Consider the following 23,981-nt stretch of genomic DNA (forward strand, 5'->3'; position numbering starts at 1 on the left):
AATGTCTAACTTATTTAAAGTGATGTTTCTATCTTCAGCGTTATTTCTATCAGCCTGCAGTGTGGATGATGTTACTGACGCTGATAAATACACAAAACCCACAGTGAATGCAGGTGCTGACCAACTTCATACACTTCCCGTACACACAATTACTTTGAGTGGCTCAGCAAAAACCTACCCAAAACATGTTTACGAGATTAAAACCATTAGATGGACTCAACTTTCAGGTCCCCAACAATTAACTGTACTCAATTCCGACTCATTAAGCGCAACTCTCATTAATCCAACAGTTGCCGGTACCTACATTTTTGAGCTCTATGTTAAAGACAGTGCCCGAAGAACAAACACTGACCGAGTTACAGTAATCCTACACGAACAAGCTCAGATGACTTCAGCTAGAATGAGTGCAGGGTTCCATGACGACTATGATGAGATTTGGCATTCAGTTGCTGAAAACTATACGGCATACGACCAAATAGAAGATAAATGGCATGAGATATACCAGCCATATAAAATCAAAGCCGATAATATCGATACCAAAAAAGAGTGGCAAAAGTTAGTACAAGAGATGCTTCTTGAAATAAAGGATGCTCGATTAGTCATCAATCCATTCGTTCACTCTCAATCATTAGCCAGCTCCCAAGCATTAGCCCTCGATCAACCATTAGTCCACCCTAAACAAGTGAAGCAAACTCCCAAAGGTTTTGAAACATCGTATTTACGCTGGGAAACGAATAACAATATTGGACTAATAACGTTTAACGATTTAAGTTCAGTGAATCTAAAGCAGCTAAACAAAGAAATTAATCAAGCACTGATAAGACTAAAAGATACCCATGAACTTTGGTTGGATTTTCCTGAAAAGGTACAAATTAATGAGCAAGTTGCCCTACAGCTAATGATGTTATTCACTCACAAAGCTACCCACATACATTTAGATACACAAGCTGATGATATAAGTCAGCTTCTCATAAGCAGCAACCCACTCCTCCCGCAATCGATAGTGCGAATGAAAAAGGTGGACAGCCATCAAACAGTAGAAGTGATCGAAGAATATTTGTTAACCCAAGAACTTGGGATACCGGAGTTTCTCTTTAAGCAAGAGTTCGCCGTTACAGTCAAATATCTATAACTAACAACGCACCTCAGAAAACAAAAAAGCCGCTACAGTTAGCGGCTTTTCTTATATTTTATGACGCCCTAATAGGGAGTGGGAAAGCGTAGTGCCATCAACAAGCTCTAGCTCACCGCCCACAGGGACCCCATGAGCAATACGGCTAGCGTTAACCTCATGAGCATTACATAGCTCAGCGATATAATGCGCTGTAGCTTCGCCTTCAACCGTTGGGTTAGTCGCCAAAATGACTTCCGTGATATCGCCACGGCGCAGTCGGTAATCGAGCGAGTCTAACCCTATGTCACTTGGTCCAATTCCATCTAATGGAGATAAATGCCCCATTAAAACAAAGTATCGACCAGAGTATTGACCTGTAGCTTCAATAGCAGCGATATCTGCGGGGCTTTCGACCACACAAATTTGACCGTTATCTTGCCTTTTCGGGTTAGTACAAATATGACAGATTTCTTCTTCAGTAAAAGTTCGGCACTCACTACAGTGACCAATTTCTGTCATCGCTTGGCTTAGTGCATCCGCAAGTTGCAGACCACCTTTTCTATCGCGCTGTAACAAATGAAAGGCCATACGCTGCGCCGACTTGGGACCAACCCCAGGTAGACAACGTAAGGCCTCCATCAAATGCTCCAGCATGTGACTGGTACGCATTAATAAATCGCTCTAAATTAAATCACTTGCGATTTAGAATGGCATCTTCATACCTGGTGGTAATTGCATACCGCCAGTTACGCCAGACATTTTTTCTTTTTGAGTTTCTTCAACACGGCGAGCTGCATCGTTGAAAGCCGCTGCGATAAGATCTTCAAGCATCTCTTTATCGTCTTCCATTAGGCTTTCGTCAATTTCAACACGACGAACACTGTGACTACCAGTGATCGTGATTTTTACAAGGCCAGCACCAGACTCACCTGTAATTTCCATATTTGCGATTTCTTCTTGAAGCTTTTGCATGCGATCTTGCATTTGCTGGGCTTGCTTCATCAAGTTGCCCATACCACCTTTACCAAACATGATAATCTCTCTGGTTAATTGGTTATAAATATAAATATAAATAAGCTATGAGGCTTAAATGGGGGGTGAATACAGACTATTCAACCCCAGTAAGTGACTTAAAATAGCGAATATATGAGTTGTCTTAATAACGAGTGAGTTACGTCACGCTAAATCGGTCGAACACTATCTCTATCAAGCTCTGCAGCAAAACGTTTCTCAATAAACTGAACATTGGCATCATTCTCTAAACTTGAAAATGCATGCTGCAACTTACCTTGATACAAGCGCTCTCGTAATTCTAGTGGGGTTTCACCCTTCTCACCAATTTCTACACTCAAATGGCACTCTTCGCCAAGTACTGTATTGAGAGCTTGGAGTAATTCACTCTGAGCTCTATCCGTATTTAAATGAGCTTGATTGGCTCGGAGTGTTAATGTCACAGACGTGCCACTTCGCTCAAACACAGAATTTAAAGCTAGCTGCTCTACAAGCTTAGCGGTATCTAGCTTCTTAATCGTTGCTGACCATTCATCTTGCTCTACAGATTCATTAAACAGTTTATCTACCATTTCTGGTGTTTTGATATGTTCTAATGCTCGTTTTATCTGTGTCGGTGTTAACTCTTTAGAAACTTCTTTCACTTCTGGCTTAGAAGGCTTCCAGCGATAAGGTTCATTCCCATCATCTTTACTAACAGCGGTATGTTGAGAAGTTGGCGACACCCGAACAGAGCTACCATGTTGCTGAGCAACACGATCTAATACTGAAGATTTAACTGGTGTCGCTTTAGCCTTTTTTGGCGCTGTGCCTTTGCTTTCCGTTGCTGAATTACCTCTTCGTTGAGAGCGCAGTTGGTGGCGTAAACCACTCACTGGCGATGAAGATCGTGCTGGTTGTTCTTGTTGCGTCGGTTCAGTGCTTGCCTGTTGGGGCTGGCTCTGATTCGTCGCTTGATTCTGCTGTGGTGGCATTTGCTGAGTCGTTGGACTCATAGCTTGCTCTGCATCGTAGCTAGAACGTTCGTCATAAGCAGGTGGCGCGTCATACTGACTGTGCGGGTAATCCTGTTCTGAATAACCTTGGTTGCCTGAATGTTCAGCGTAACCTTGTGAATCTGCATATTGTGCTGGATTCTGCTGTTGCATAGGTTGCTGCTGAACAGGAGCTTGTTGCTGCACTTGAGGCTGTGGAACCGCAGGAGCCTGAGTGGGCTGTCTCGGAGCGACCATTGACGCTGGTTGACTCACAGGCTGAGCAGCGCTTTGAGCTGGAGCCTGCCCTTGAACTGCTGGCGCAGAGCTAGTCGACTCAGTAGAGATAACCGTCGCACTAACTTGCGCTGCTGGTCTGAATGCCATCATACGAAGAACAATCATCTCAATACCGACACGAGCAGTCGGTGATAAAGGCAAATCTTCACGACCTTTCAAGACAATCTGAAAATACAGCTGTATATCTTGCGGGCTTAGCGATCGGCTCAGCAGCTCCAGTTTTTCCGCATCCGGCTGAGCTTTATCTAAAGTCGAAGGTAAAGCTTGATACATGGCGATTCTGTGTAATTGAGTAGACAACTGATTAAGCAAGCCATCCCACTCTATGCCATTTTCAGCCAAGCCTTGAATACTATCCATGGCAAGTTGTGGCTGCTTGCTACTGATCGCTTCCAATAGATGGATAGCTTGGTCAGTATCTAAGGTTCCCAACATATGAGAAACCTTATCCGCTGTCACGCTACCATTACCCAATGCTATAGCTTGATCGGTCAGGCTCAAGGCATCACGCATACTACCATCAGCAGCATGCGCTATCATGCCAAGAGCACGAGCATCAGAGTCCACACTTTCTTCAGCAAGGATGTGGTCTAACTGCTCGTGAATATTATCAACGCTAATTGGCTTCAAGTGAAATTGAAGGCAGCGCGATAAGATGGTCACAGGTAGCTTTTGAGGATCGGTTGTCGCCAAAAGAAATTTCACATACTCAGGCGGCTCTTCCAATGTTTTTAATAATGCATTGAAACTATGCCTTGAGAGCATGTGAACTTCATCGATCAGGTAAACCTTAAAGCGACCACGCGCAGGCTTATATTGAACGTTGTCTAATAGTTCACGGGTATCTTCAACCTTGGTACGTGACGCAGCATCAATTTCAAGTAAATCGACAAATCGCCCTTCATCGATTTCTTTACAGGTAGAACACTCCCCACAAGGTGTTGATGTGATCCCTGTTTCGCAATTGAGCCCTTTGGCAAACAAACGCCCGATGGTCGTTTTACCGACACCTCGCGTCCCACTAAATAAGTAAGCGTGATGTAATCGGTTTTGACTAAGTGCATTCTCTAATGCAGTTAAAACATGGGCTTGACCAACTACTTCTTTGAATTTAGTTGGTCGCCATTTTCGCGCTAAGGCAAGATAACTCATGAATAATTCCGAAAAGGATTAATGACCGTCGAATTCGCAGATGCTAAACACTTCAAGGCCTAAGCCTGCTAAACGTTTATCACCACCGATCTCTGGTAAATTGATAACGAATGCTGCGTGATCAACAGAACCGCCTAGTTGACGAATTAGCTTAGTGGTCGCTTCAATTGTGCCACCCGTTGCCAATAAGTCATCAACCATCAGCACTTTATCGCCTTCAACAATCGCGTCAGTGTGAATTTCTAAAGTATCCGTACCATACTCAAGCTCATAGGTTTGAGCGATAGTTTTACGCGGTAATTTTCCAGGCTTACGTACAGGAACAAAGCCCACACCAAGTTCTAATGCAAGAGGAGCACCAAATAGGAAGCCACGAGCTTCAGTACCAACAATTTTAGTGAAACCCATGTCTTTATAAGTTTCAGTTAGCAGTTCAATTGTTGCTTTGTAAGCTGCTGGATCTTCCATAAGGCTGGTTACATCACGAAACAAGATGCCCTCTTTTGGGTAATCTTGAATGCTTTTGATGCTTGCTTTGATCAGCTCGATTTTATTTGTTGTCATAATATTGATGCACTTAAATTGGCGGCTTCTCTAACGAATAGACTTGGTTTCTGTTAAGAAAAGATGCAGTTAATTCACATTATCAGCGACATTTACCATTATCGTTGATGAAATAATAAACGCCCGCTACATAAGCAGGCATACTGCGTTAATGTTAGTGATTTTCTTCGCTATCAGCAACCAACTCGTGCGTTGGAAGACGAAGAAACCATGATAAGAGAATAATAAGAACAACGACAAGGAAGCCTTTTACCCAAAGGATCGGCGAGAAATATATTGAGAGAAAGAAGCTAAACAGTATAAAAATTACACCACGTGTTTTTACTTGTTTTGTGACTGCACCATATTCATACCAATTCTTAAGCAGTGGACCCAAGGTCTTATGTTCATGCATCCAACGGTGCACTTTGGGGTTGCTGCGCATAAAACAAGCACTTGCTAGAAGCAAAAATGGTGTAGTGGGAAGAACAGGAAGAAGAATCCCAAGAAAGGCGAGAACAATACAAAGGCCACCAGCAATATTCAGGCTAAGATGTCGAATGCTGATAGTGACCTCCGGTAATCAACTAAAAAGTAGCATAGCCATTAAATACACGGAACAACGTGATGGTTGCTGGTAGTAGTGGAATTAATAAAAATGCGGCTAAAAATCCTAAAAAGTAGAATACATTAAACGGGTCTTGAAAGTCTTTGTTATCTGCCATGATTGCTTCTTGTTTTTGTTAGTAAATAATTCTCATGCAACCACGCACTCTTTGTTCACATACTCCGACAAAATACGCATTTAACAAAAAAGGCATAGCCACACCAATTGCGCAACTATACCTTAATCATTTATTCACAAAAACCGAGTAACTATAGGGTTAATTTGTCGACCCTTGATGGATATTTAAGCTGAAACTAGAGGACCCTAGACAACTCATTGATAGCTGACATCCAGACCGAATAGGCAACTCTTGTGTAATAAAGTTTTTCTTACAATTACTGCCTAGTTGATTACCTGCAGCAATATGCTGATTTACATAACCATTGGACCACTGGGCATCGAGCCCTGCTGGTAAAATAGAGACTGTAGCTTCAGACAAATCAGCAATACCAAACAAAGCATTCACAGGTGTTGCACACTCAGAGCATTGAATTCCTTTCTCTAAAATATCCGCCATATCTTTTAAATCAGGGTTAAAACTTTTTAAATTTCTTAAGTAATCGTGAAACAAAGCTCTAACTAACAAGGTTGTTGCAGCCCCGCCTTGCTCTGAAGATGAAGAATCCACAAGATAAAATGCGAACTGACCATTCATCATCCATGCGTAATCGAAAACTAAAGGCATCACATCTGCTGATTGCAATAAACGGTAGCTACATTTCCAAATGCCTTGATGCGTATCTTTATCAGGCAGCAATGCGTGCAATAAATCTTTTGCAGCACTAGGGTTATCTTGAAGGTAATCGAGATGCCAGTGCAATTCCTGATCTTCTGGTATCTCCCCTCCATCATCTACACTGAACCACTGGCTAGAAAAATCCCTTTGATCAGATAAATGGTCAAAAGAATCTTTTAAAGTATTCTCTATCGCACTGGCTAGATGTTGGTGGTTCTCAATTGGTTTAGGTAAGAAGTCCTTAATACCAAAACGCAAAGCTTTCGCGACATCGGACATTTCATCTGTGGCAGAAACAACGATCATCGGCAATGATGGGTATTCTAAACTCAGCTCCTCAACCAACTCTATACCATCCAATACAGGCATAGATAGATCACACACGACGAGATCAGTATCTGCTTTGCGTAATTGTTGTAATGCGTCTAGCCCATTTTCAGCTTCTATCACCTCATACCCTTGTGCGTTTAAAAAAGCACTGGTTATACGGCGAAAAATCGGGTCATCGTCAACCAACATAATGCACTTCTGGTTAATCACTTCTTGTGCCGAGGTCATTACTGGCTGACTGTGAGTTTTGTACATAATCTTTAACCTCACAAAACAATTATTCGAATTATTATTGTTATCTGTTTATCGATATTCATATAAAACTTAGTAATAAAATACCATTTACACAAATTTCACCACCACAGCTGGTAATTCTTTCGAGGTATTGGAATACTATAAATAGTACTACAAGTTGACGTGACGCAAACTTTGATTACTGTGTTACGTATAAATTAAGTCAATTAGTAAACAAATGTGTCTGGACGTATGAAATTAGATGATTTAAACCTATTTCGATTAGTCGTTGAAAATGGGAGCTATACCGCAACATCACGCAAGACAATGATTCCAGTTGCGACAATTACTCGACGCATTCAAGCTTTAGAAGATTCATTGAACCTGAGGCTACTCAATCGCCATGCCCGTAAACTTTCATTGACAGAAGCAGGCGAACGTTTTTTTAACGAATGCTCTCCTTTACTGCAAAGATTAGCTTCAACAGCTGAAGAACTAACTGATGAATGTAAAGGCGCATCTGGCAAAATCAAAATATCGGCACCATCGAATTTGACCAAACGTATGATGATGCCAATGTTCAGCGACTTCATGACCAAGTATCCAGATATCAATTTGGAACTGATGATGAACAACCAAGCAGATCAATTAGATCCAACAGAGTGGGATGTCATCTTCCGAGTGGGTCCACAGAGAGATTCAAGTCTTATTGCAAGAAAGATAAGTGAAGTGAAGGACATCCTAGTCGCGAGTCCTATTTATTTATCGAAAAACTCGGCACCTTGTCACGCTGAAGAACTTGCAAACCACTCCTTGCTTAAAGGTTACCCTTTAATAAAGTGGCAACTGAATAACTCGAATGATGAAACCGTTGTTAATAGCGAAAAAGGTCGCTTCAATGCCAATGCTCTAAATGTGGTTAGACAAGCATGCTCCGAAGGATTAGGTATCACCCTTATGCCTGATGTCATGATCCGGGAATACATTGAAGATGGAAGTTTAGTTCAGGTTTTAGAAGATTGGAGTGCAAACCCTAGAGACATCTACATGCTCTATAATCACAAAGACCACTTACCTGAAAAAGTACGTTTGTTCATTGATTTTGTGATCGCTTACCACATTCACTAATCACTAATCACTAATCACTGAACTGACTAGAATAATTTAGCTTTCAGTCAAATTAAAAACAAAAAACCAGAGCTAGACTCTGGTTTTTTTGTTTAAACTGAGTTGCTACAAAGTGCTACGCACCTTCATTATGCAATTCTAGGTTCGCTAAGTCTTGAGCAATTTCACGCTCTGTTTTCGAGTCATCATTACGCAATGAATCTAAGAAATCTAAATACTTCTGGTCAATATCGCCAGTCACGTATTCGCCGTTGAATACTGATGTATCAAAACGAGCGATGTCTTGATTACCCATACCAACTGCAGAGATTAAATCTTCAAGTGTTTGGAAGATTAACGCATCAGCACCAATTTGCTTACAGATCGTTGCATTATCACGACCATGAGCAATCAGCTCTGTTGCGCTTGGCATATCAATACCATACACATTAGGGAAACGAACTTCAGGTGCTGCTGAAACCATGAACACTTTATTTGCACCTGAGTCACGTGCCATTTCAATGATCTGTTCAGAAGTGGTACCGCGAACAATTGAGTCATCAACCAACAGTACATTCTTACCTTTAAACTCAGAACGAATTGCATTGAGTTTACGACGGACCGATTTCTTACGTTGCTGTTGACCTGGCATAATAAACGTACGACCTACATAACGGTTTTTAACAAACCCTTGTCGGTATGGCTTATCGATAGCTTGAGCAATACGCAGAGCAATATCGTTAGAAGTTTCTGGAATAGGGATAACCACATCGATATCAAGATCAGAATATTCTTCTTTAATGCGCTTACCTAACATCTCACCCATTTCAACACGTGCGCTGTATACAGACACTTTATCGATGAAAGAATCAGGACGTGCAAAGTAAACAAATTCAAAAATACATGGGTTTAGCTGCGGGTTATCTGCACATTGCTTAGTAAAGAGCTCACCTTCGAATGTCGCATAAATGGCCTCACCCGGAGCTACATCACGCATAAAGTCAAAACCAACCGCATCTAACGCAACAGATTCTGAAGCAACCATATACTCTGTTTGACCATTAACTTCACGCTTACCTAGGCATAAAGGACGAATGCCATGTGGGTCACGAAACGCAACCATACCGTGACCAATGATCATAGCAGTAACCGCATAAGCGCCACGAATTGTACGGTGAACATTTGTTACAGCACGAAACACATCATCAGAGGTTACGTTGCCTTTCACTGTGTCAATTTCGTGAGCAAGAACGTTAAGCAGCACTTCTGAATCAGAAGTAGTGTTTACATGACGGCGGTCTTTTTCAAATAGCTTCTCACGAACTTGATTCGCATTTGTTAAGTTACCATTGTGAGCAAGAGTGATACCGAAAGGTGAGTTTACATAGAAAGGCTGAGCTTCTGAGGCACTTGAACTACCTGCAGTTGGGTAACGAACATGTCCAATGCCTACTGAACCTTGTAGGCGTTGCATGTGTTTTGCTTCAAAAACATCTTTTACTAAACCGTTAGCTTTACGCAGACGGAAACGATTGCTTTCAATGGTACAAATACCAGCGGCATCTTGGCCACGATGCTGTAATACCGTTAACGCGTCATAAATTGACTGGTTTACAGGCGTTGAACCTACGATTCCAACAATACCACACATGTTCTAATCCTCGATTTGCGACAGTAACTGGCGCTAAAATGCGCCAGATAAGAAACTAGATGTTGCTTGTAAATGTTCAAAGAATGGGGCGATGATTCGGCTAAACTCAGGTACTAGCTGAGAGCTTGTCCACCATTCCGAACTTGGGAATGCGGTAAACGCATCCATAAAAAACAGTACTGCTGATACAATTAAAACACCTCGTAAAGCGCCAAATACGACTCCGAGGATTCTATCTGTACCTGATAGCCCTGTTTTCTGTACTAGCTGACCGATGACATAGTTAACCAATGCACCAACCACTAGTGTTGCAACAAATAACGCTGCAATTGCCGTTCCGTTACGAAACATCTCATCTTCGATATTGGTGAAGTACACCGCTAATTTCGCGTAGTACTGGCTAGCAATAAAAAATGCTCCAAACCAAATAACAAGTGATAATGCTTCTTTAGCGAAACCACGGACTAAACTGATCACGGCAGAGAAGCCGATCACGCCTAAAATGACAAAATCTAACCAATTCATGAATTCTTCATCTTAAGTTGGCGCGCATTTTAACAGAAAAAATGCTGACGCAAACGTTTTCTTATGGATTTAACGGCTTAAATTTGAGCAATTGACCTTTTGAACCGGTAATTTTTTCTAATTCCTTAACTTGTCGCTCAAGTTTAGATTTAGAAACATCAGGTCCAACAATTACTCTCGTAAATGATTTTTCTTGCTTCGCATGAGCTTGATAGCCACGCTTTTGCAAATCCTTAACCACATTTTTTGCATTGTCTGCATTCTTCAAAGCCATTAGCTGAATAATCCAAGCACTCTCTTGATATTCATTTCTCTCTGGAATGACTTTCTCGACTACAACAACTTCATCAACAGAAGCTTGCTTAGAGTTCTCAATAGAACTTTTCGCGGTTTGTGCAACTGGTGAATCAGGAAGTGCTATATCATCCTCTATTGGTTCAATGACCTCAAAGACTTCAATATTACTTTCCAGTTCTGGCTTGATTGGAATACTCGCAAATTCTTCTTTGTAGTGTGCCTTTTTACCATCAAGTACATCTGGTAAAACGATCACACCGATAGCGACCAAAACAATAGTACCAACCAGTCTGCTTTGAAATTTACTTGCCATCTAATTTCCTTTTTTCTGCCAATGCTCCAATACCTCACCCACAGTATGGAACGAACCCACGACAAGAATGACATCCTCAGGCTTTGCTGCAACTACAGCAGCATTAAACGCATCGACAGGGCTAGAAAACTCACTGACACTTACAGGTAAACTCTGACAAAGCTCATTGGCTGTTGCAGCCCTTGGACCTTGTAATGAAGCAGGGTACCAATGATGAGCAATGGGAGAAAGAACGTCTAAAGTTGCGGGGATATCTTTATCATGCAGCATTGCCACTACCATATGCAGTGTTTTTCCAGCATAGAGTTGCTCTACTTGCGTTGCAAAATACTCAGCTGAATGAGGGTTATGCGCCACATCTAAAACAATGATAGGTTCATGGCTAATTTGCTGCATTCTTCCTGGTAGCTTAGCACTTTTCAGACCATTAACGACATTCACATCACTGATGCTTAGCTCTGATGTTCCTAAAGCCATTAAAGCCGTTGCCGCATTCGGCAAGGGTAAACTGGGTACGGGAAGATTTTCAAGTTGGAAAGCACCACTGTTCCAGTGCCATACATCGCCATCAACTTGATAAGTATATTGGATACCAACTTGGTAAAACTCAGCGCTGATATCATCTGCATGAGCTGCAACCGTTGCAGGAGGCTTAGGTTGACCGCAAATAGCAGGCTTACCGCTGCGATAGATACCCGCTTTTTCAAAACCAATAGCATTAATATCATCACCGAGCCAATCGACATGATCAACGGCTAAACTCGTAATCACAGAAACATCATGATCTACAATATTAGTTGCGTCTAATCTTCCTCCAAGCCCAACTTCAAGTAAGACCACATCAACTTGCTCAACTTGAAAAGATCGCAATGCTGCTAATGTGCCATATTCAAAGAAACTCAGGCTAATATCGCCACGTTCATGTTCAATGAAATCGAATGAAGAAACTAACTTTTGGTCAGGAAGATCTTGCCCATTAATACGTACTCGTTCGTTATAGCGAATCAAGTGAGGAGAACTGTAAACGCCAACAGAATATCCAGCATCAAGTAAGATTGCTTCCATCAATGCACAAGTTGAACCTTTGCCGTTAGTTCCGGCAACAGTGATGATATGTTTGGCAGGCTTTATGAGGTTTGCTTTTAAAGCAACGGCTTTAACTCGGTCTAAACCTAAGTCAATAGCACTAGTGTGGATGTTTGATAAATAATCAAGCCACATCTCTAATGAGGATGTGGCTTGAGGAATAGGTTGTTGACTCATCTAACTTATAACCATAATTATGTCGGTTTGTTAGAGAGTACTTTACCCTTTTTCTGAAGCTTCTGGTACTTCATAAGCAGCTTCATTCGGTGAATCGTTCACAGAAACTACTAATGGAGAAGAATGATTGGTCATTTTAGCAACTAGGCTAGCAACACGCTGACGCATTTCACGTCGATCAACGATCATATCGATTGCACCATGATCCAATAAGAACTCACTGCGCTGGAAACCTTCAGGAAGGTCTTCACGTACTGTTTGTTCAATCACTCGGCGACCAGCAAAGCCAATCAGAGCTTTTGGTTCACCAATATTGATATCACCAAGCATCGCAAGACTCGCTGAAACACCGCCCATTGTTGGATCAGTCATTACTGATACAAATGGAAGACCTTTAGCAGATAAACGCTCTAGTGCCGCACTGGTTTTCGCCATTTGCATTAGAGACATTAGAGCCTCTTGCATACGTGCACCGCCACTTGCAGAAAAACAAACTAAACCGCAGTTGTTTTCAATAGCTGCATCGACTGCTTTAACGAAACGAGCACCAACAACAGAACCCATTGAACCGCCCATGAAAGAAAATTCAAAAGCACACGCTACGATTGGCATGCCAAGAAGTTCACCCTTCATTGCAATTAATGCATCCGTTTCGCCACTGTTCTTTTGAGCAGTAGAGATACGTTCTTTATAACGTTTTGAGTCTTTAAACTTAAGCTTATCACGCGGCTCTAGTTCAGAACCTAGTTCAACGCGTTCACCTTTATCAAGAAAGGTGTCAAGACGACGACGCGCCTTCATACGCATGTGATGGTCACATTTCGGACATACTTCTAGGTTACGCTCTAACTCAGCATGGTAAAGCACTTGCTCGCAAGAAGTACATTTAGTCCAAACCCCTTCAGGGATAGACGCTTTACGAGATGAAACGATGTTGCTCTTTTCTAAAATTTTTTCAAGCCAACTCATGGAAGACCTTTTATTTCGATTCCTCCGCCTAATTGCGAAAGAAATAAATTTGGGAATTATGCGAGGAGATTAAACCACATAAAACAGCGAGTGTAGATAAAAAACTGGTTGTACCTATTTTTTCACTCTATATTACTCACCATCTGATAATAATTTTTGAACCTAAGTCTCACATTTTATTCAAATTATCAGGAAGAAATAACGGACCTATAGGTTCGCGTGGTAACTCAAAATGTTCAGGGTAATCAACATCAACTAGGTATAAGCCTTCCGCTTTTGCTGTTGCCCCAGCTAACCTTCTCTCTTTAGCCTCAAGCAACCATTGAATCCACTCTGGAGATTTATCTCCCTTACCGACAGCAATGAGACTTCCTGTGATATTTCGTACCATATGGTGGACGAAAGCATTCGCCTTTATATCAATCACAATATAGTGACCATGGCGGGTGACGTTTAAATGCATGATGTTGCGCCAAGGGCTGCGAGACTGGCAATGCATAGCTCTAAATGAGGTGAAGTCGTTTTCACCGAGTAAGTACTGACCGGCTTCATGCATTTTTTCCTCATCAAGATCACCATGATAATGACTGACCCCTGAGTTCAAAATTCCAGGTCTTAGAGCATGATTAAAAATCACATAGCGGTAGCGTCTTGCAGTTGCAGTGAAGCGGGCATGGAACTCTTCAGGCACTTCTTTAGCCCAACGAACGGCGATATCTTTAGGCATATTTGCATTTGCCCCCATCGTCCACGCTACCATTTTTCGGTCAACATTCGTCTCAAAGTGAACAACTTGCCCTGTACCATGTACCCCTGCGTCTGTACGACCGGCACACTGCACTTCAATAGGATGGTTTGCGACAACAGAAAGAGCCTTTTCCAATTCTTCTTGGACACTTTTTACGTCACGTTGGCGCTGCCAACCAAAATAGTGGGTACCGTTGTATTCAATACCTAAAGCAATTTTCATGTTTTCGTTCTCTTTGAAAAAGGGGCTGGAAGTATATACTTAAAAAGGCTCACGGAGCCAGTGAGCAAGAAAAATAAAGGGTAGCTTCAGCTACCCTTATAAGATGTTTATTATTATCGACCGTTTAAGACATCGATAAGATTTTTTGCCTCACGGCGAATATCATCGCTGCCATCAACTATGGCTTCCTCAAGTAATTTTATTGCTCCTTGTGGATCACTCATCTCAATGTATATCTTCGCTAAATCGAGCTTCCCAGCCGCCTCAGCGTTACTGTCGACATCAATATCGCCAATATCACCTATTACATCCGGAAATTCATTCAAGCCAACATCAAGTTTCAGTTCTTCTTCATCTGGGTTAAGAGCTTCTCCCTCTCCTTCAACTTGAGCCATCAACTCATCAATTGTCATGTATGAGTTTGAGCTAGCCTCTTGCTCTGTCAGGTTCTCTTGTTGACCCCAATTTTCTTCTTGAATTTTAGGCTCTGGCTGTTGTTTTAATGAGTCCCATACTTCTTGTTGATCAGCAGGTACATCACTAGGTAATTCCGATTGTTGATCTGGCGATAAGCTAAAACCATTCCAGTCTTCGCCACCCACTTCTAGCATGGCTTCAAGATCCAGCCCAGCACTATCGATTGAAGTAGAATCCATAGGTTGAGAGAACATGTTGTCTACTGAGTCTTGAACATCTTCAGATAATAGCTCAGCTAAAGCGGTTTCATCGAAATTGTCAAAGCCATCTAAAAGCTCATCTTCAATGTCCAGCGGTTCGGTATTCTGTGCTTCGGTGTTAAAAGCTTCAGGATTATGATCATCAGAATCTAGTGAACTTGATAGATCTAGCGAACTTGGATTTGAGAATAAATCATGCAGTGCATCTTGATCATCGCCCTCTTCACCCACAAAGCTCTCTATTGGCTTTTCTTGTGAAACCTCTTCTGTGGTTTGATTATCATTAGAACCCGTTTCAAATTCATTAGAATCTGCTTCAACAGGCGCGTTTTCAGAGAAAGCATCAGAAATAGCATCGTCTTCACCATATTCTGGTAATTCGAGCTCATCGATTTCTAAACCAAACTCTTCAGATACTGGCAGTGACTCATCTGAATCGCCAGGTTCTACCGCAGAGTCAGCTTTAGCGCTTTCTTCGTCATATTCAGGTAGATCCTTGTCATCAAACTCAAAAGCTTCTAAATCACTGGTTAAATCTTGTTCTAAAAGTTCTTCATCTCCTGAGCTGATAGCTTCTGCTAAAGCATCAGCCTCATCAAATTCCGGTAACTCTAAATCATCAAAAGTGACATCCTCATCGGCTTCACTTTCTACCGGATCATTGCCTGCAGGTATCTCTTCTTGAATGACGTTTTCTTCAGGAGACTTGTCATCTTCATCTGAAGGTAACGTTTCTTCCATCGACTCAGAAAGCGACTCAATTTCTTGTTCTGATTCTTCAAGCTTATTCTCACCTTGAGCAACATCCTGTAAAGGCGCATCAACTTCAGACTCAGCTTCAAGAGTATTCTCAGAATCAGCTAGTGCTTCTTCTTCGCCGAACTCGGGAAGCTCCAAGTCATCAATTGAAAAATCATCTAGATCTTCACCTTGGAGGCTTTCAGGTGCTGGCTGTTCAACGGCTGAAGGTGCAGCTTCTTGCTGTTCACTATCAAGATCTCTTTCAGTATCAGTTGGTGCTTCTTCAGGAGTTTCTAAATCAGCTAACGCTTCATCTTCACCAAACTCAGGTATCTCTAAGTCATCAATTGAAAAATCATCCAGCTCTTCACCTTGGAAGCTTTCAGGTACTGGCTGCTCAAAGGCTGAAGGTGCTGCCTCTTGCTGTTCACTATCAAGATCTCTTTCAGTATCAGTTGGTGCTTCTCTTTCAGGAGTTTCTAAATCCGCTAACGCTTCATCTTCACCAAACTCAGGTAGCTCTAAGTCATCAATTGAAAAATCATCCAGATCTTCATCTTGGAGGCTTTCAGGTGCTGACGGATCAACGGATGAAGGTGTAGCATCTTGTTGTTCACTCTCAAGATCACTTTCAGTATCAGTTGGTGCTTCTTCTTCAGGAGTTTCTAAATCCGCTAACGCTTCATCTTCACCAAATTCTGGAAGCTCTAAGTCATCAAACGAGAGGTCATCAGAGCTGTCCATTTCGATATCTTCAACAGGTGGAGCTTGTTCCAACAAAGAGTCTTCTTCCACGCTAGGTTCTTCTGCTGCAACAGGTTCCTCTAACGAAATAGGTTCTTCTTGTGTAATCGGCTCTTCTTGCGTAAGAACGTCTTCTTGTTCAGCAACTTCATCAGCTGGTGACACTTCTTCTACTTGAGGAACTTCTGTTGCAATAGTTTCATCGCTAGTAGGTACTTCCACTACTGGTGAGCTTTCAGAAAGCGCACCTTCATCCGAACTAAGTGCATCATCACCTTCTACTGCCGCTGTTACTTGCTGCTCTGCAGTTTCAGGGGCAGAGAAGTCAGTTTCAGCCACATCTTCAAGCTCAGGGAGCTCTGGAACTGCTTGTTCCGCTTCTTGTTGAGGAGCAGACTCGGTTTCAGGAGCGATATCCTGAACACTCTCTTGCTCTGGCGTTGGTGGTTCCTCTTCAAATAACCAATCATCATCTTGAGGCACACCGAATTCATTCGGAATTGACTCAGGCATGACTTCAGACTTGGCTGGCTCTGGCTCTGGCTCTGGCTCTGGCTCTGGCTCTGGCTCTGGCTCTGGCTCTGGCTCTGGCTCCGGCTCTGGCTCTGGCTCTAGCTCTGCCTCTGGCTCTGGCTCTGGCACAGATTCATCTACAGCTACTTGTCAAACTGTTCATTCCCTTGAATTTCAGGAGTAAAGTCAAAGTCCGCTTCATAATCAGACGCAGATTCAACATCATCAATCGCTTCTGACAACCAATCTTCAACTGTGTCTTCATCTTCTTCAGATACACCACTTAAATCGAGGTCATCAGCTTCTAAAGTCTCACTTTCAGAAACTGGAGATTCTGGAGATTCTGGAGATTCTGGAGATTCTGGAGATTCTGGAGATTCTGGAGATTCTGGAGATTCTAAATCTTCCCCGTCCAACTCAAGATCGTCAATCGAATTGATATCATTAGTTACTGTTTCGCCAGATGGCTCGATAGTGTCATCAAGTAGCGGATCTGCTTGAGGGGCAACCTCAAATAGATCATCGATAAACTCTTCACTATTAAACTCAATATCATCATCCGAATCGTCAGCTTCAGTTAGCTTTTCCGGTTCTTCTGATTCTTCTGATTCTTCTGATTCTAAAGCATCAGCCGAAATTTCTTCGGGAAGTTCAAAATCAGCATTCGGTGATTCAGGTTGTTCAGGTTGTTCAGGCTCATCATCTAAATCAGCATCAAGAGACTCTGAGTCTTCAATATCACTGCCAATGAGGTCATCAAATGGATCCAAACTGCCTGACTCTTCTGCACCATCATCGGTTAGATCATCACCAAGCAGTTCGTCTAAAGTTTCATCACTATCCAGAGACAGATTCGAGATATCGTCATCAGTACTTTCCGATAAGAAATCATCTAAGAGATCGGTACTATCCTCTTCGAGATTAAAGTCATCAGTCTCATCAGAACTTTCAGATAGTAGTTCTTCTAAAGTATCAGTGCTGTCTTCATCAATTGACTCTTCATCAGATAAGCCTGATAACTCTTCTAATTCAGCAAGAGGATCATACTCATTGTCTTCAGAGGTAGCTTCAGGCTCATTAAGTACGTCATCAAGCAAATCTGTTGAGTCAGACAAATCAAAATCATTACCATCAAGTAACTCATCAAGAAGCTCGGTATTCTCTAAACCATAATCCGCTGCAGTTTCTGCAGAACTAATCGGCTCTTCTTCCGTTTCTTCTAGTGAAGACTCTTCTACAACAGGTTCATTGAACTGAGAAAGAATACTATCAATGTCATCATCGGATGCGAGCTCTGCCGCACCAAGATCAAACTCATCTGCGGCTGGTTTAGCAGCATTCGTTTCAGCTTCTACTTGAGCAAAGATATCGTCGATATCATCTTCAGAACTTACTGTTGGTGCATCTTGTTGCTCTGATATTAATGCATCGATGTCAAAGTCATCACTAGCCGAATCTTCAGGTGTCGCTGTATCACCTTGTTGTTCAGCAAGTAATGCATCAATATCAAAATCGTCACTTGCAGCATCTTGAGATGGCGAGCTATCCGCTTGTTGGTCTGAAATAAGCGCATCAATATCGAAATCATCATCGTCATCATCGCCGGATCCAGAAAGCAAATCATCAAGCATAGATTGATCAAGCGAGTCTGAACCTAAATCTTCAACAGGTGCTTCTTCAGAAAGTAGAGCCTCGATATCATCCATCGACATTGCACTATCATCGGAAAGGTCAAAATCGCCTTCACTATCTTCAAGAGAATCAACAGGGTTCTCATCCAGAGAACGTTCCATCTCTTCCAATCCGAGCGCTTTATCTTCACCATTAACACTAATGCCAGTTGCACTATCGAGCTCATCAAACCCGGCGTCCAAGTCGCCATCGTCACCAATACCAGCGAACGGGTCATCGCCATCTTCACCATCAAGATTGAAATCTAGATCGTCATCGCTAAGACCAGCAAAGACATCATCTTCTTCATTTGAAGGTTCATCGCTGAATAATGCTTCGGCATCATCATCGTCACCGAATAGCTCATCACTCAGGTCAAGATCATCATCAAGGTTCTCCATATCATCGCCAATTGCGATAGGAGCCATTTCATCCTGGATTTGAGGCTGTTGCTCAGTCTTCTGTTCTGGCTGTTGATCATCTTCTTTGTTCGACTTACGACCAAGGAGCAATACAACGATCAACCCTATTAGAGCACCCGGAATTATGGCTAAAGCAGCGACAATCCAACCATTAGATAGGAAATCATCCATTGGACTTGGAGCCATTTTTTGGGTTTCTGCCACTTTTTGGCGCTCTTCAGACAGCAGCTTTTCGACTTCGTTTCGAATTCGGTCTTCATCACTTAACTCATCTTTTAATCCATCAACTTCTGATTGCACATTTGAGAGCATTAGGCGCAACTGGTGATTTTTTTCTTCTAAAGCTAAAAGCTCGCTTTCCGACACTTCTAACTGCTGCTCCAAAACGTTCATTTTCTTTGAACCAGTAGGCTGACTGCGCGGAGGTGTTGTTTGAACTTTTGGTGCAACTGGTGATGTTACTGCTGGTGTTACCGGAGACGTGGCTACTTCAGCGGAAGGAGCTGTAGCTGCGATAGGCGTAATAGGTGCAGGATTAGTTGGCGTCACCGTAGGGGTATTTAATTTCGCAAGGTGAGAATCCATTATTCTGACAGCTTGCTGAGTCGAATTTGAGCGAACTTGCTCTAGAGAAGGCACTCGTAAGTTGCTGCTCGGGAGCAAGCTATGGATATTCTGATTCTCAAACGCTTGCGGGTTTAGTTGGTAAATCGCCAGCAGGGTTTGTTGCACAGAAACTGAGTTAGCGGGGCGTAATTTTGATGCAACTGACCACAACGTTTCAGTACCATTAGTTGGACCGTAAAAACGCGATGGTTCACTCGCTTGATTGGAAGCGGCTGTTTGTTGTGTTCTCTGCACTGGTTCTGAAAACGTAGGAGCTGATTGTATTTGACCATTAGGTCCAACCACTCGAATGGTATCTGCATGAACAACGGAAATCTGAGACGCAACAATCAATGCTAAAGGCATTAACCACTGCTTAAAAAATTGACACATAAAAGGCTCAGCTAGTGCTAGGTTCAAATAAAATGATGATCTATTAAATATATCGGATAAACGTGGCAAAACTATAGGAATGAAAACAAAAAATGTGTCACAGCCGCAATATTCGCAGTAATTTCACACAATTTATTTCTCGATTGTTCTTGTTGATTAAAAAAGCCCCACTTTAATGTGAGGCTTTAGTCGGTAAGGCTTTGTGCTTAGAAATAATCGCGAATAAGAACTTCAGCAATTTGCACTGCGTTTGTCGCTGCCCCTTTACGGACATTATCAGCGACAACCCACATATTCAAACCGCTATGATGGCTGATATCATTACGAATACGACCAACCATTACGTGGTCTTTACCACCTGCATCACGAACCTGAGTAGGGAAATCTAGTGCTTGGAAAACTTCAACACCTTCAGTATTTTCTAGAAGCTGAATAGCTTGCTCTGCACCAATTGGTGAACGAGTTTCGATGTGTAGAGATTCTGCGTGACCGTAGAATACAGGTACACGAACACAAGTAGGGTTCACTGTAATTGAAGAGTCAGCGAAGATTTTTTGAGTTTCCCATACCATCTTCATTTCTTCACGCGTATAGCCGTTTTCTGTGAATTCATCGATTTGAGGAATACAGTTAAAAGCGATCTGCTGAGAAAATGCTTCAGGTTCAGCTGGAGTACCGTTCAGTAGCTTAGCCGTTTGACCTGCAAGCTCATCGATACCAGGTTTGCCAGCACCAGAAACTGATTGGTAAGTTGATACGTTAATACGTTCAAGACCCACTTCATCATGAATCGGCTTAAGTGCTACTACCATCTGAATCGTTGAACAGTTTGGATTAGCAATAATATTGCGATTACGGAATTCAGCAATGGCTTCAGGGTTTACTTCTGGCACAACCAGAGGAACATCGTATTCGTAGCGGAAACGTGATGTGTTATCGATAACTACAACACCTTCGTCAGCGGCAATTGGTGCCCATTTTTCAGAAAGTTCGCTGCCTGCAGAGAAAAACGCAATATGTACTTGAGACCAATCAAAGTCTTCTACATTTTGCACTTGTATTGTTTTGCCGTTAAAACGGGAAGTTTTGCCTTCACTACGTTCACTTGCTAGTAAGTGCAGTTCACCGACAGGGAATTTACGCTCTCCAAGTACTTCAAGGATGGTTTCACCAACCGCACCAGTCGCACCCAAAATAGCAATATTAAATTCTTGGCTCATTGTTTCTCTCTTTTATAAATTTGGCTTAACCATAAAACCGAGTTTAGCTAATGGCGATAAGTTACATTCTTCATCACCTATCAGCTCGATCGCACTGTACTCTCTTCTGTCCCAATATTCTTTGCGCATTTTGTCAAAAGATCCTGGAGTAGAAATATTACGACGGAACAATACATCGTCTTTGCGCACATCATAGACTAACTGAGTTAAATTGTGCAGTGTTGCTTCATCCCATGCTCTATCTAATTTCATTTGTGGCACTGGTGCTATTGGCAATAAATCACTGGCAGAAGATCTTAAATCATTACCTAAGAACTCACAGTAGCTATTAAAGATCATTGTCGTACCACGAGCTTTGCCTTCTAAGCCATACCCTGCGACATGTGGTGTAGCAAAAGCCAGTAGTGGCAAAAGCTCCATATCGACTTCAGGCTCAAACTCAAACACATCTAATACTGCGGTAAAACCATCGGCTTTTTGCAGGCGGGCTTTTAACGCTTGGTTATCCACGATTGGACCGCGAGCCGCGTTAATCAGAATTTGATCTGCTCTCAAACCGTTTAGAACTTTCTCATCAATTAAGTGGTGAGTTGGGTGATCACCCGTTTTTGTGATTGGAGTATGTAAGGTAATCACATCTGACTGTTCAAGGAGCGTCGATAATTCAGTAAATTGACGCGTATCCCCTGCTTCTTGCTTAGGAGGATCGCTTAGCAGCACTTTAATGCCAATGCCTTCTAAACATTTTGCCAAGTAGCTACCGACTTGACCGCAACCAATTATGCCAACCGTTTTATCGAAGACTGAAAAGCCTTGTTGCTGAGCCAACACCATCATTGAGCTGAAGGCGTATTCGGCAACGCCAACTTTGTTGCACCCAGGCGCAGCTGTGAAGAAAATACCTCGTTCTTTCATTAACTCTTGATCAACATGGTCCATACCTGCGGTGGCAGTTCCTACAAATTTTAGTTTGTTGGCTTTTGCTATTAGATCTGCGTTTACTTTAGTAACAGAGCGGATCATAAGAGCATCTACATCCACAAGATCATCGGCTGTTAATGTGCGACCAGATTTAAGTGTTACTTCCCCTAACTGGCTAAATAACTGCTCAGCATAAGGCATGTTTTCATCAATTAAGATTTTCATCGAGGTAAGTTCTTTGAATAAGTGAGAATGGAAAGGTTATGCAGAAAAGCTATCACAGTATCGAAAGGTAATATACCTGCAATTGATACCACACAGACTAAAGCCAATAAGTGCTGAAGAGTAAAAACCTGCACTTGGATTAGACTAAGCTCAGAAATTTAAACTCGGCACTTAAAATAAACCAAGCGCTTAAATTAAACCAGGCTATTGGATATAAAAATGCCCGGCTGATAAACAACCGGGCAAATATCCAGAACAAAAGGATCCTGTCCCGCTCTCCGTGGGACAAAGTCTGCGTCTGTTCAGTCAGCCGTTAAAAACGAGCACTGACCAGCTCTGGAAACCGTGCTTTAACCTTTCATAGAAACTAAAGGTTAAGTTATAAAACTAAAATTCAGTTATAAAGCTAAAGATTAAGCTTGGTACTTTTTAATAACTAATGTTGCGTTAGTACCACCGAAGCCAAAGCTGTTAGACATTACTGTAGTCAACTCTTGCTCACGAGCTTCAGTAACGATGTCTAAGCCTGCGCCTGCTTCGTCTAGGTTTGCAACGTTAATGCTTGGAGCAATAAAGCCGTTATCAAGCATTAGTGTTGAGTAAATTGCTTCGTGTACACCAGCTGCACCTAGAGCGTGACCTGTCATCGCTTTAGTTGCTGAGATTGCAGGGCTGTTGCCGCCGCCATTACCTTGAGAGAAGACTTCTTGGATTGCGCCAAGTTCTTTAACGTCACCAACAGGAGTTGAAGTACCGTGAGTGTTCACGTAGTCAACGCCATCAACGTTTTGCATTGCCATCTTCATACAACGAACCGCGCCTTCACCAGAAGGAGCAACCATGTCGTAGCCATCTGAAGTTGCGCCGTAACCTACGATTTCACCGTAGATTTTTGCGCCACGAGCAACAGCGTGCTCAAGCTCTTCAATAACTAGCATGCCGCCGCCACCAGAGATAACAAAACCGTCACGGTCTGCATCGTAGGTACGAGAAGCCAATTCTGGAGTGTCGTTGTACTTCGTAGAAAGTGCGCCCATAGCGTCAAACATCATAGTCAGAGACCAATCTAGTTCTTCACCGCCACCAGCGAATACTACGTCTTGCTTACCTAGTTGGATAAGCTCCATTGCGTGACCAATACAGTGTGCAGAAGTTGCACATGCAGAACTCATAGAATAGTTCACACCACGGATTTTGAAAGGAGTAGCCAAACAAGCAGAAACCGTAGAAGCCATTGTACGTGGAACCATGTATGGACCAACACGCTTAACGCCTTTCTCTCGGATGATGTCTACAGCATTAACTTGGTTTAGAGAAGAAGCACCGCCTGAACCCGCAACGATACCCGTGCGGTCATTAGATACTTGGTCTTCAGTTAAGCCTGAATCTGCAATTGCTTGTTCCATTGAAAGATATGCGAATGCCGCTGCATCACCCATAAAGCGCATTTTTTTGCGATCGATATGGTCAGCAGGGTTCATTTTTAGGTTACCCCAAACTTGAGAGCGCAAGCCATTTTCCTTGAACTGCTCTGAAGCTGTGATACCAGATTTACCCTCTTTTAAAGATGCTAAAACTTCTTCGACGTTGTTACCGATACTTGAAACAATACCCATACCGGTGATTACGACTCGTTTCATGTGACATTCCTATAATTCAAAATTCAACTAGATGATAACTAAGAAGCATAAC

At 42.3% G+C, this 23,981-nt stretch carries 18 protein-coding genes and 1 pseudogene; 2 read left to right on the forward strand and 17 right to left on the reverse strand.

The window, feature by feature from the left end; translation table 11 throughout:
• Window position 1: 1 nt before the first annotated feature.
• Complete coding sequence (locus tag F0226_RS13720; protein WP_171736171.1) at window positions 2-1,132, forward strand: hypothetical protein; 1,131 nt, start codon at window positions 2-4, stop codon at window positions 1,130-1,132.
• Between the two features lie 51 nt (window positions 1,133-1,183).
• Here the strand turns inward: F0226_RS13720 and recR are convergent, their stop codons facing one another.
• The 7 genes from recR to F0226_RS13755 form a co-directional block, all read right to left on the reverse strand.
• The gene (gene recR, locus F0226_RS13725; RefSeq protein WP_171736172.1) at window positions 1,184-1,783 is read right to left on the reverse strand and encodes a recombination mediator RecR; all 600 of its coding nucleotides are present in this window, start codon (window positions 1,781-1,783) and stop codon (window positions 1,184-1,186) included.
• A 33-nt stretch (window positions 1,784-1,816) separates the two neighbouring features.
• Window positions 1,817-2,146: a YbaB/EbfC family nucleoid-associated protein gene (locus tag F0226_RS13730; RefSeq protein ID WP_171736173.1), complete on the reverse strand. Its 330-nt coding sequence runs from the start codon at window positions 2,144-2,146 to the stop codon at window positions 1,817-1,819.
• 149 nt (window positions 2,147-2,295) lie between these two features.
• A complete protein-coding gene (gene dnaX, locus F0226_RS13735; RefSeq protein WP_171736174.1) occupies window positions 2,296-4,551 on the reverse strand; it encodes a DNA polymerase III subunit gamma/tau in 2,256 nt (751 codons plus the stop codon).
• Between the two features lie 18 nt (window positions 4,552-4,569).
• Window positions 4,570-5,115: an adenine phosphoribosyltransferase gene (gene apt, locus F0226_RS13740; RefSeq protein WP_171736175.1), complete on the reverse strand. Its 546-nt coding sequence runs from the start codon at window positions 5,113-5,115 to the stop codon at window positions 4,570-4,572.
• A 154-nt stretch (window positions 5,116-5,269) separates the two neighbouring features.
• Complete coding sequence (locus F0226_RS13745; RefSeq protein ID WP_171736237.1) at window positions 5,270-5,635, reverse strand: DUF454 family protein; 366 nt, start codon at window positions 5,633-5,635, stop codon at window positions 5,270-5,272.
• A gap of 46 nt (window positions 5,636-5,681) precedes the next feature.
• Entirely contained in the window at window positions 5,682-5,819 is a 138-nt protein-coding gene (locus F0226_RS13750) for a hypothetical protein (RefSeq protein WP_171736176.1), read from the reverse strand.
• A gap of 159 nt (window positions 5,820-5,978) precedes the next feature.
• Entirely contained in the window at window positions 5,979-7,082 is a 1,104-nt protein-coding gene (locus tag F0226_RS13755) for a response regulator (RefSeq protein WP_171736177.1), read from the reverse strand.
• A 231-nt stretch (window positions 7,083-7,313) separates the two neighbouring features.
• Between F0226_RS13755 and F0226_RS13760 the strand changes: the two genes are divergently transcribed.
• A complete protein-coding gene (locus F0226_RS13760) occupies window positions 7,314-8,189 on the forward strand; it encodes a LysR family transcriptional regulator (protein WP_137374698.1) in 876 nt (291 codons plus the stop codon).
• A gap of 115 nt (window positions 8,190-8,304) precedes the next feature.
• Here F0226_RS13760 and purF read toward each other — a convergent pair whose 3' ends face one another.
• From purF to fabB, 10 genes and pseudogenes are all read right to left on the reverse strand, one after another.
• Window positions 8,305-9,819, reverse strand: a complete 1,515-nt coding sequence (gene purF, locus F0226_RS13765) for an amidophosphoribosyltransferase (protein ID WP_171736178.1) — start codon at window positions 9,817-9,819, stop codon at window positions 8,305-8,307.
• A 33-nt stretch (window positions 9,820-9,852) separates the two neighbouring features.
• Entirely contained in the window at window positions 9,853-10,344 is a 492-nt protein-coding gene (locus F0226_RS13770) for a CvpA family protein (protein WP_137374700.1), read from the reverse strand.
• Between the two features lie 61 nt (window positions 10,345-10,405).
• Entirely contained in the window at window positions 10,406-10,954 is a 549-nt protein-coding gene (locus F0226_RS13775) for an SPOR domain-containing protein (protein WP_171736179.1), read from the reverse strand.
• Complete coding sequence (gene folC / locus F0226_RS13780; RefSeq protein ID WP_171736180.1) at window positions 10,955-12,217, reverse strand: bifunctional tetrahydrofolate synthase/dihydrofolate synthase; 1,263 nt, start codon at window positions 12,215-12,217, stop codon at window positions 10,955-10,957. It abuts the gene before it with no gap.
• A 42-nt stretch (window positions 12,218-12,259) separates the two neighbouring features.
• Window positions 12,260-13,186: an acetyl-CoA carboxylase, carboxyltransferase subunit beta gene (gene accD / locus F0226_RS13785; RefSeq protein ID WP_171736181.1), complete on the reverse strand. Its 927-nt coding sequence runs from the start codon at window positions 13,184-13,186 to the stop codon at window positions 12,260-12,262.
• Between the two features lie 169 nt (window positions 13,187-13,355).
• Window positions 13,356-14,156 (reverse strand): tRNA pseudouridine(38-40) synthase TruA, encoded by an 801-nt coding sequence (gene truA / locus F0226_RS13790; protein WP_171736182.1) that lies wholly within the window; start codon window positions 14,154-14,156, stop codon window positions 13,356-13,358.
• Between the two features lie 113 nt (window positions 14,157-14,269).
• Window positions 14,270-19,923 (reverse strand): annotated as a pseudogene (locus tag F0226_RS22760) (FimV/HubP family polar landmark protein).
• Window positions 19,924-20,129: 206 nt separating this feature from the next.
• Window positions 20,130-21,143, reverse strand: a complete 1,014-nt coding sequence (locus F0226_RS13805) for an aspartate-semialdehyde dehydrogenase (protein ID WP_171736185.1) — start codon at window positions 21,141-21,143, stop codon at window positions 20,130-20,132.
• Window positions 21,144-21,155: 12 nt separating this feature from the next.
• Window positions 21,156-22,289 (reverse strand): 4-phosphoerythronate dehydrogenase, encoded by a 1,134-nt coding sequence (locus tag F0226_RS13810; RefSeq protein WP_171736186.1) that lies wholly within the window; start codon window positions 22,287-22,289, stop codon window positions 21,156-21,158.
• Window positions 22,290-22,702: 413 nt separating this feature from the next.
• Window positions 22,703-23,929: a beta-ketoacyl-ACP synthase I gene (fabB, locus tag F0226_RS13815; RefSeq protein ID WP_171736187.1), complete on the reverse strand. Its 1,227-nt coding sequence runs from the start codon at window positions 23,927-23,929 to the stop codon at window positions 22,703-22,705.
• Window positions 23,930-23,981: the final 52 nt, after the last annotated feature.

The organism is Vibrio sp. 99-70-13A1 (assembly GCF_013114625.1).
Classification (GTDB): domain Bacteria; phylum Pseudomonadota; class Gammaproteobacteria; order Enterobacterales; family Vibrionaceae; genus Vibrio.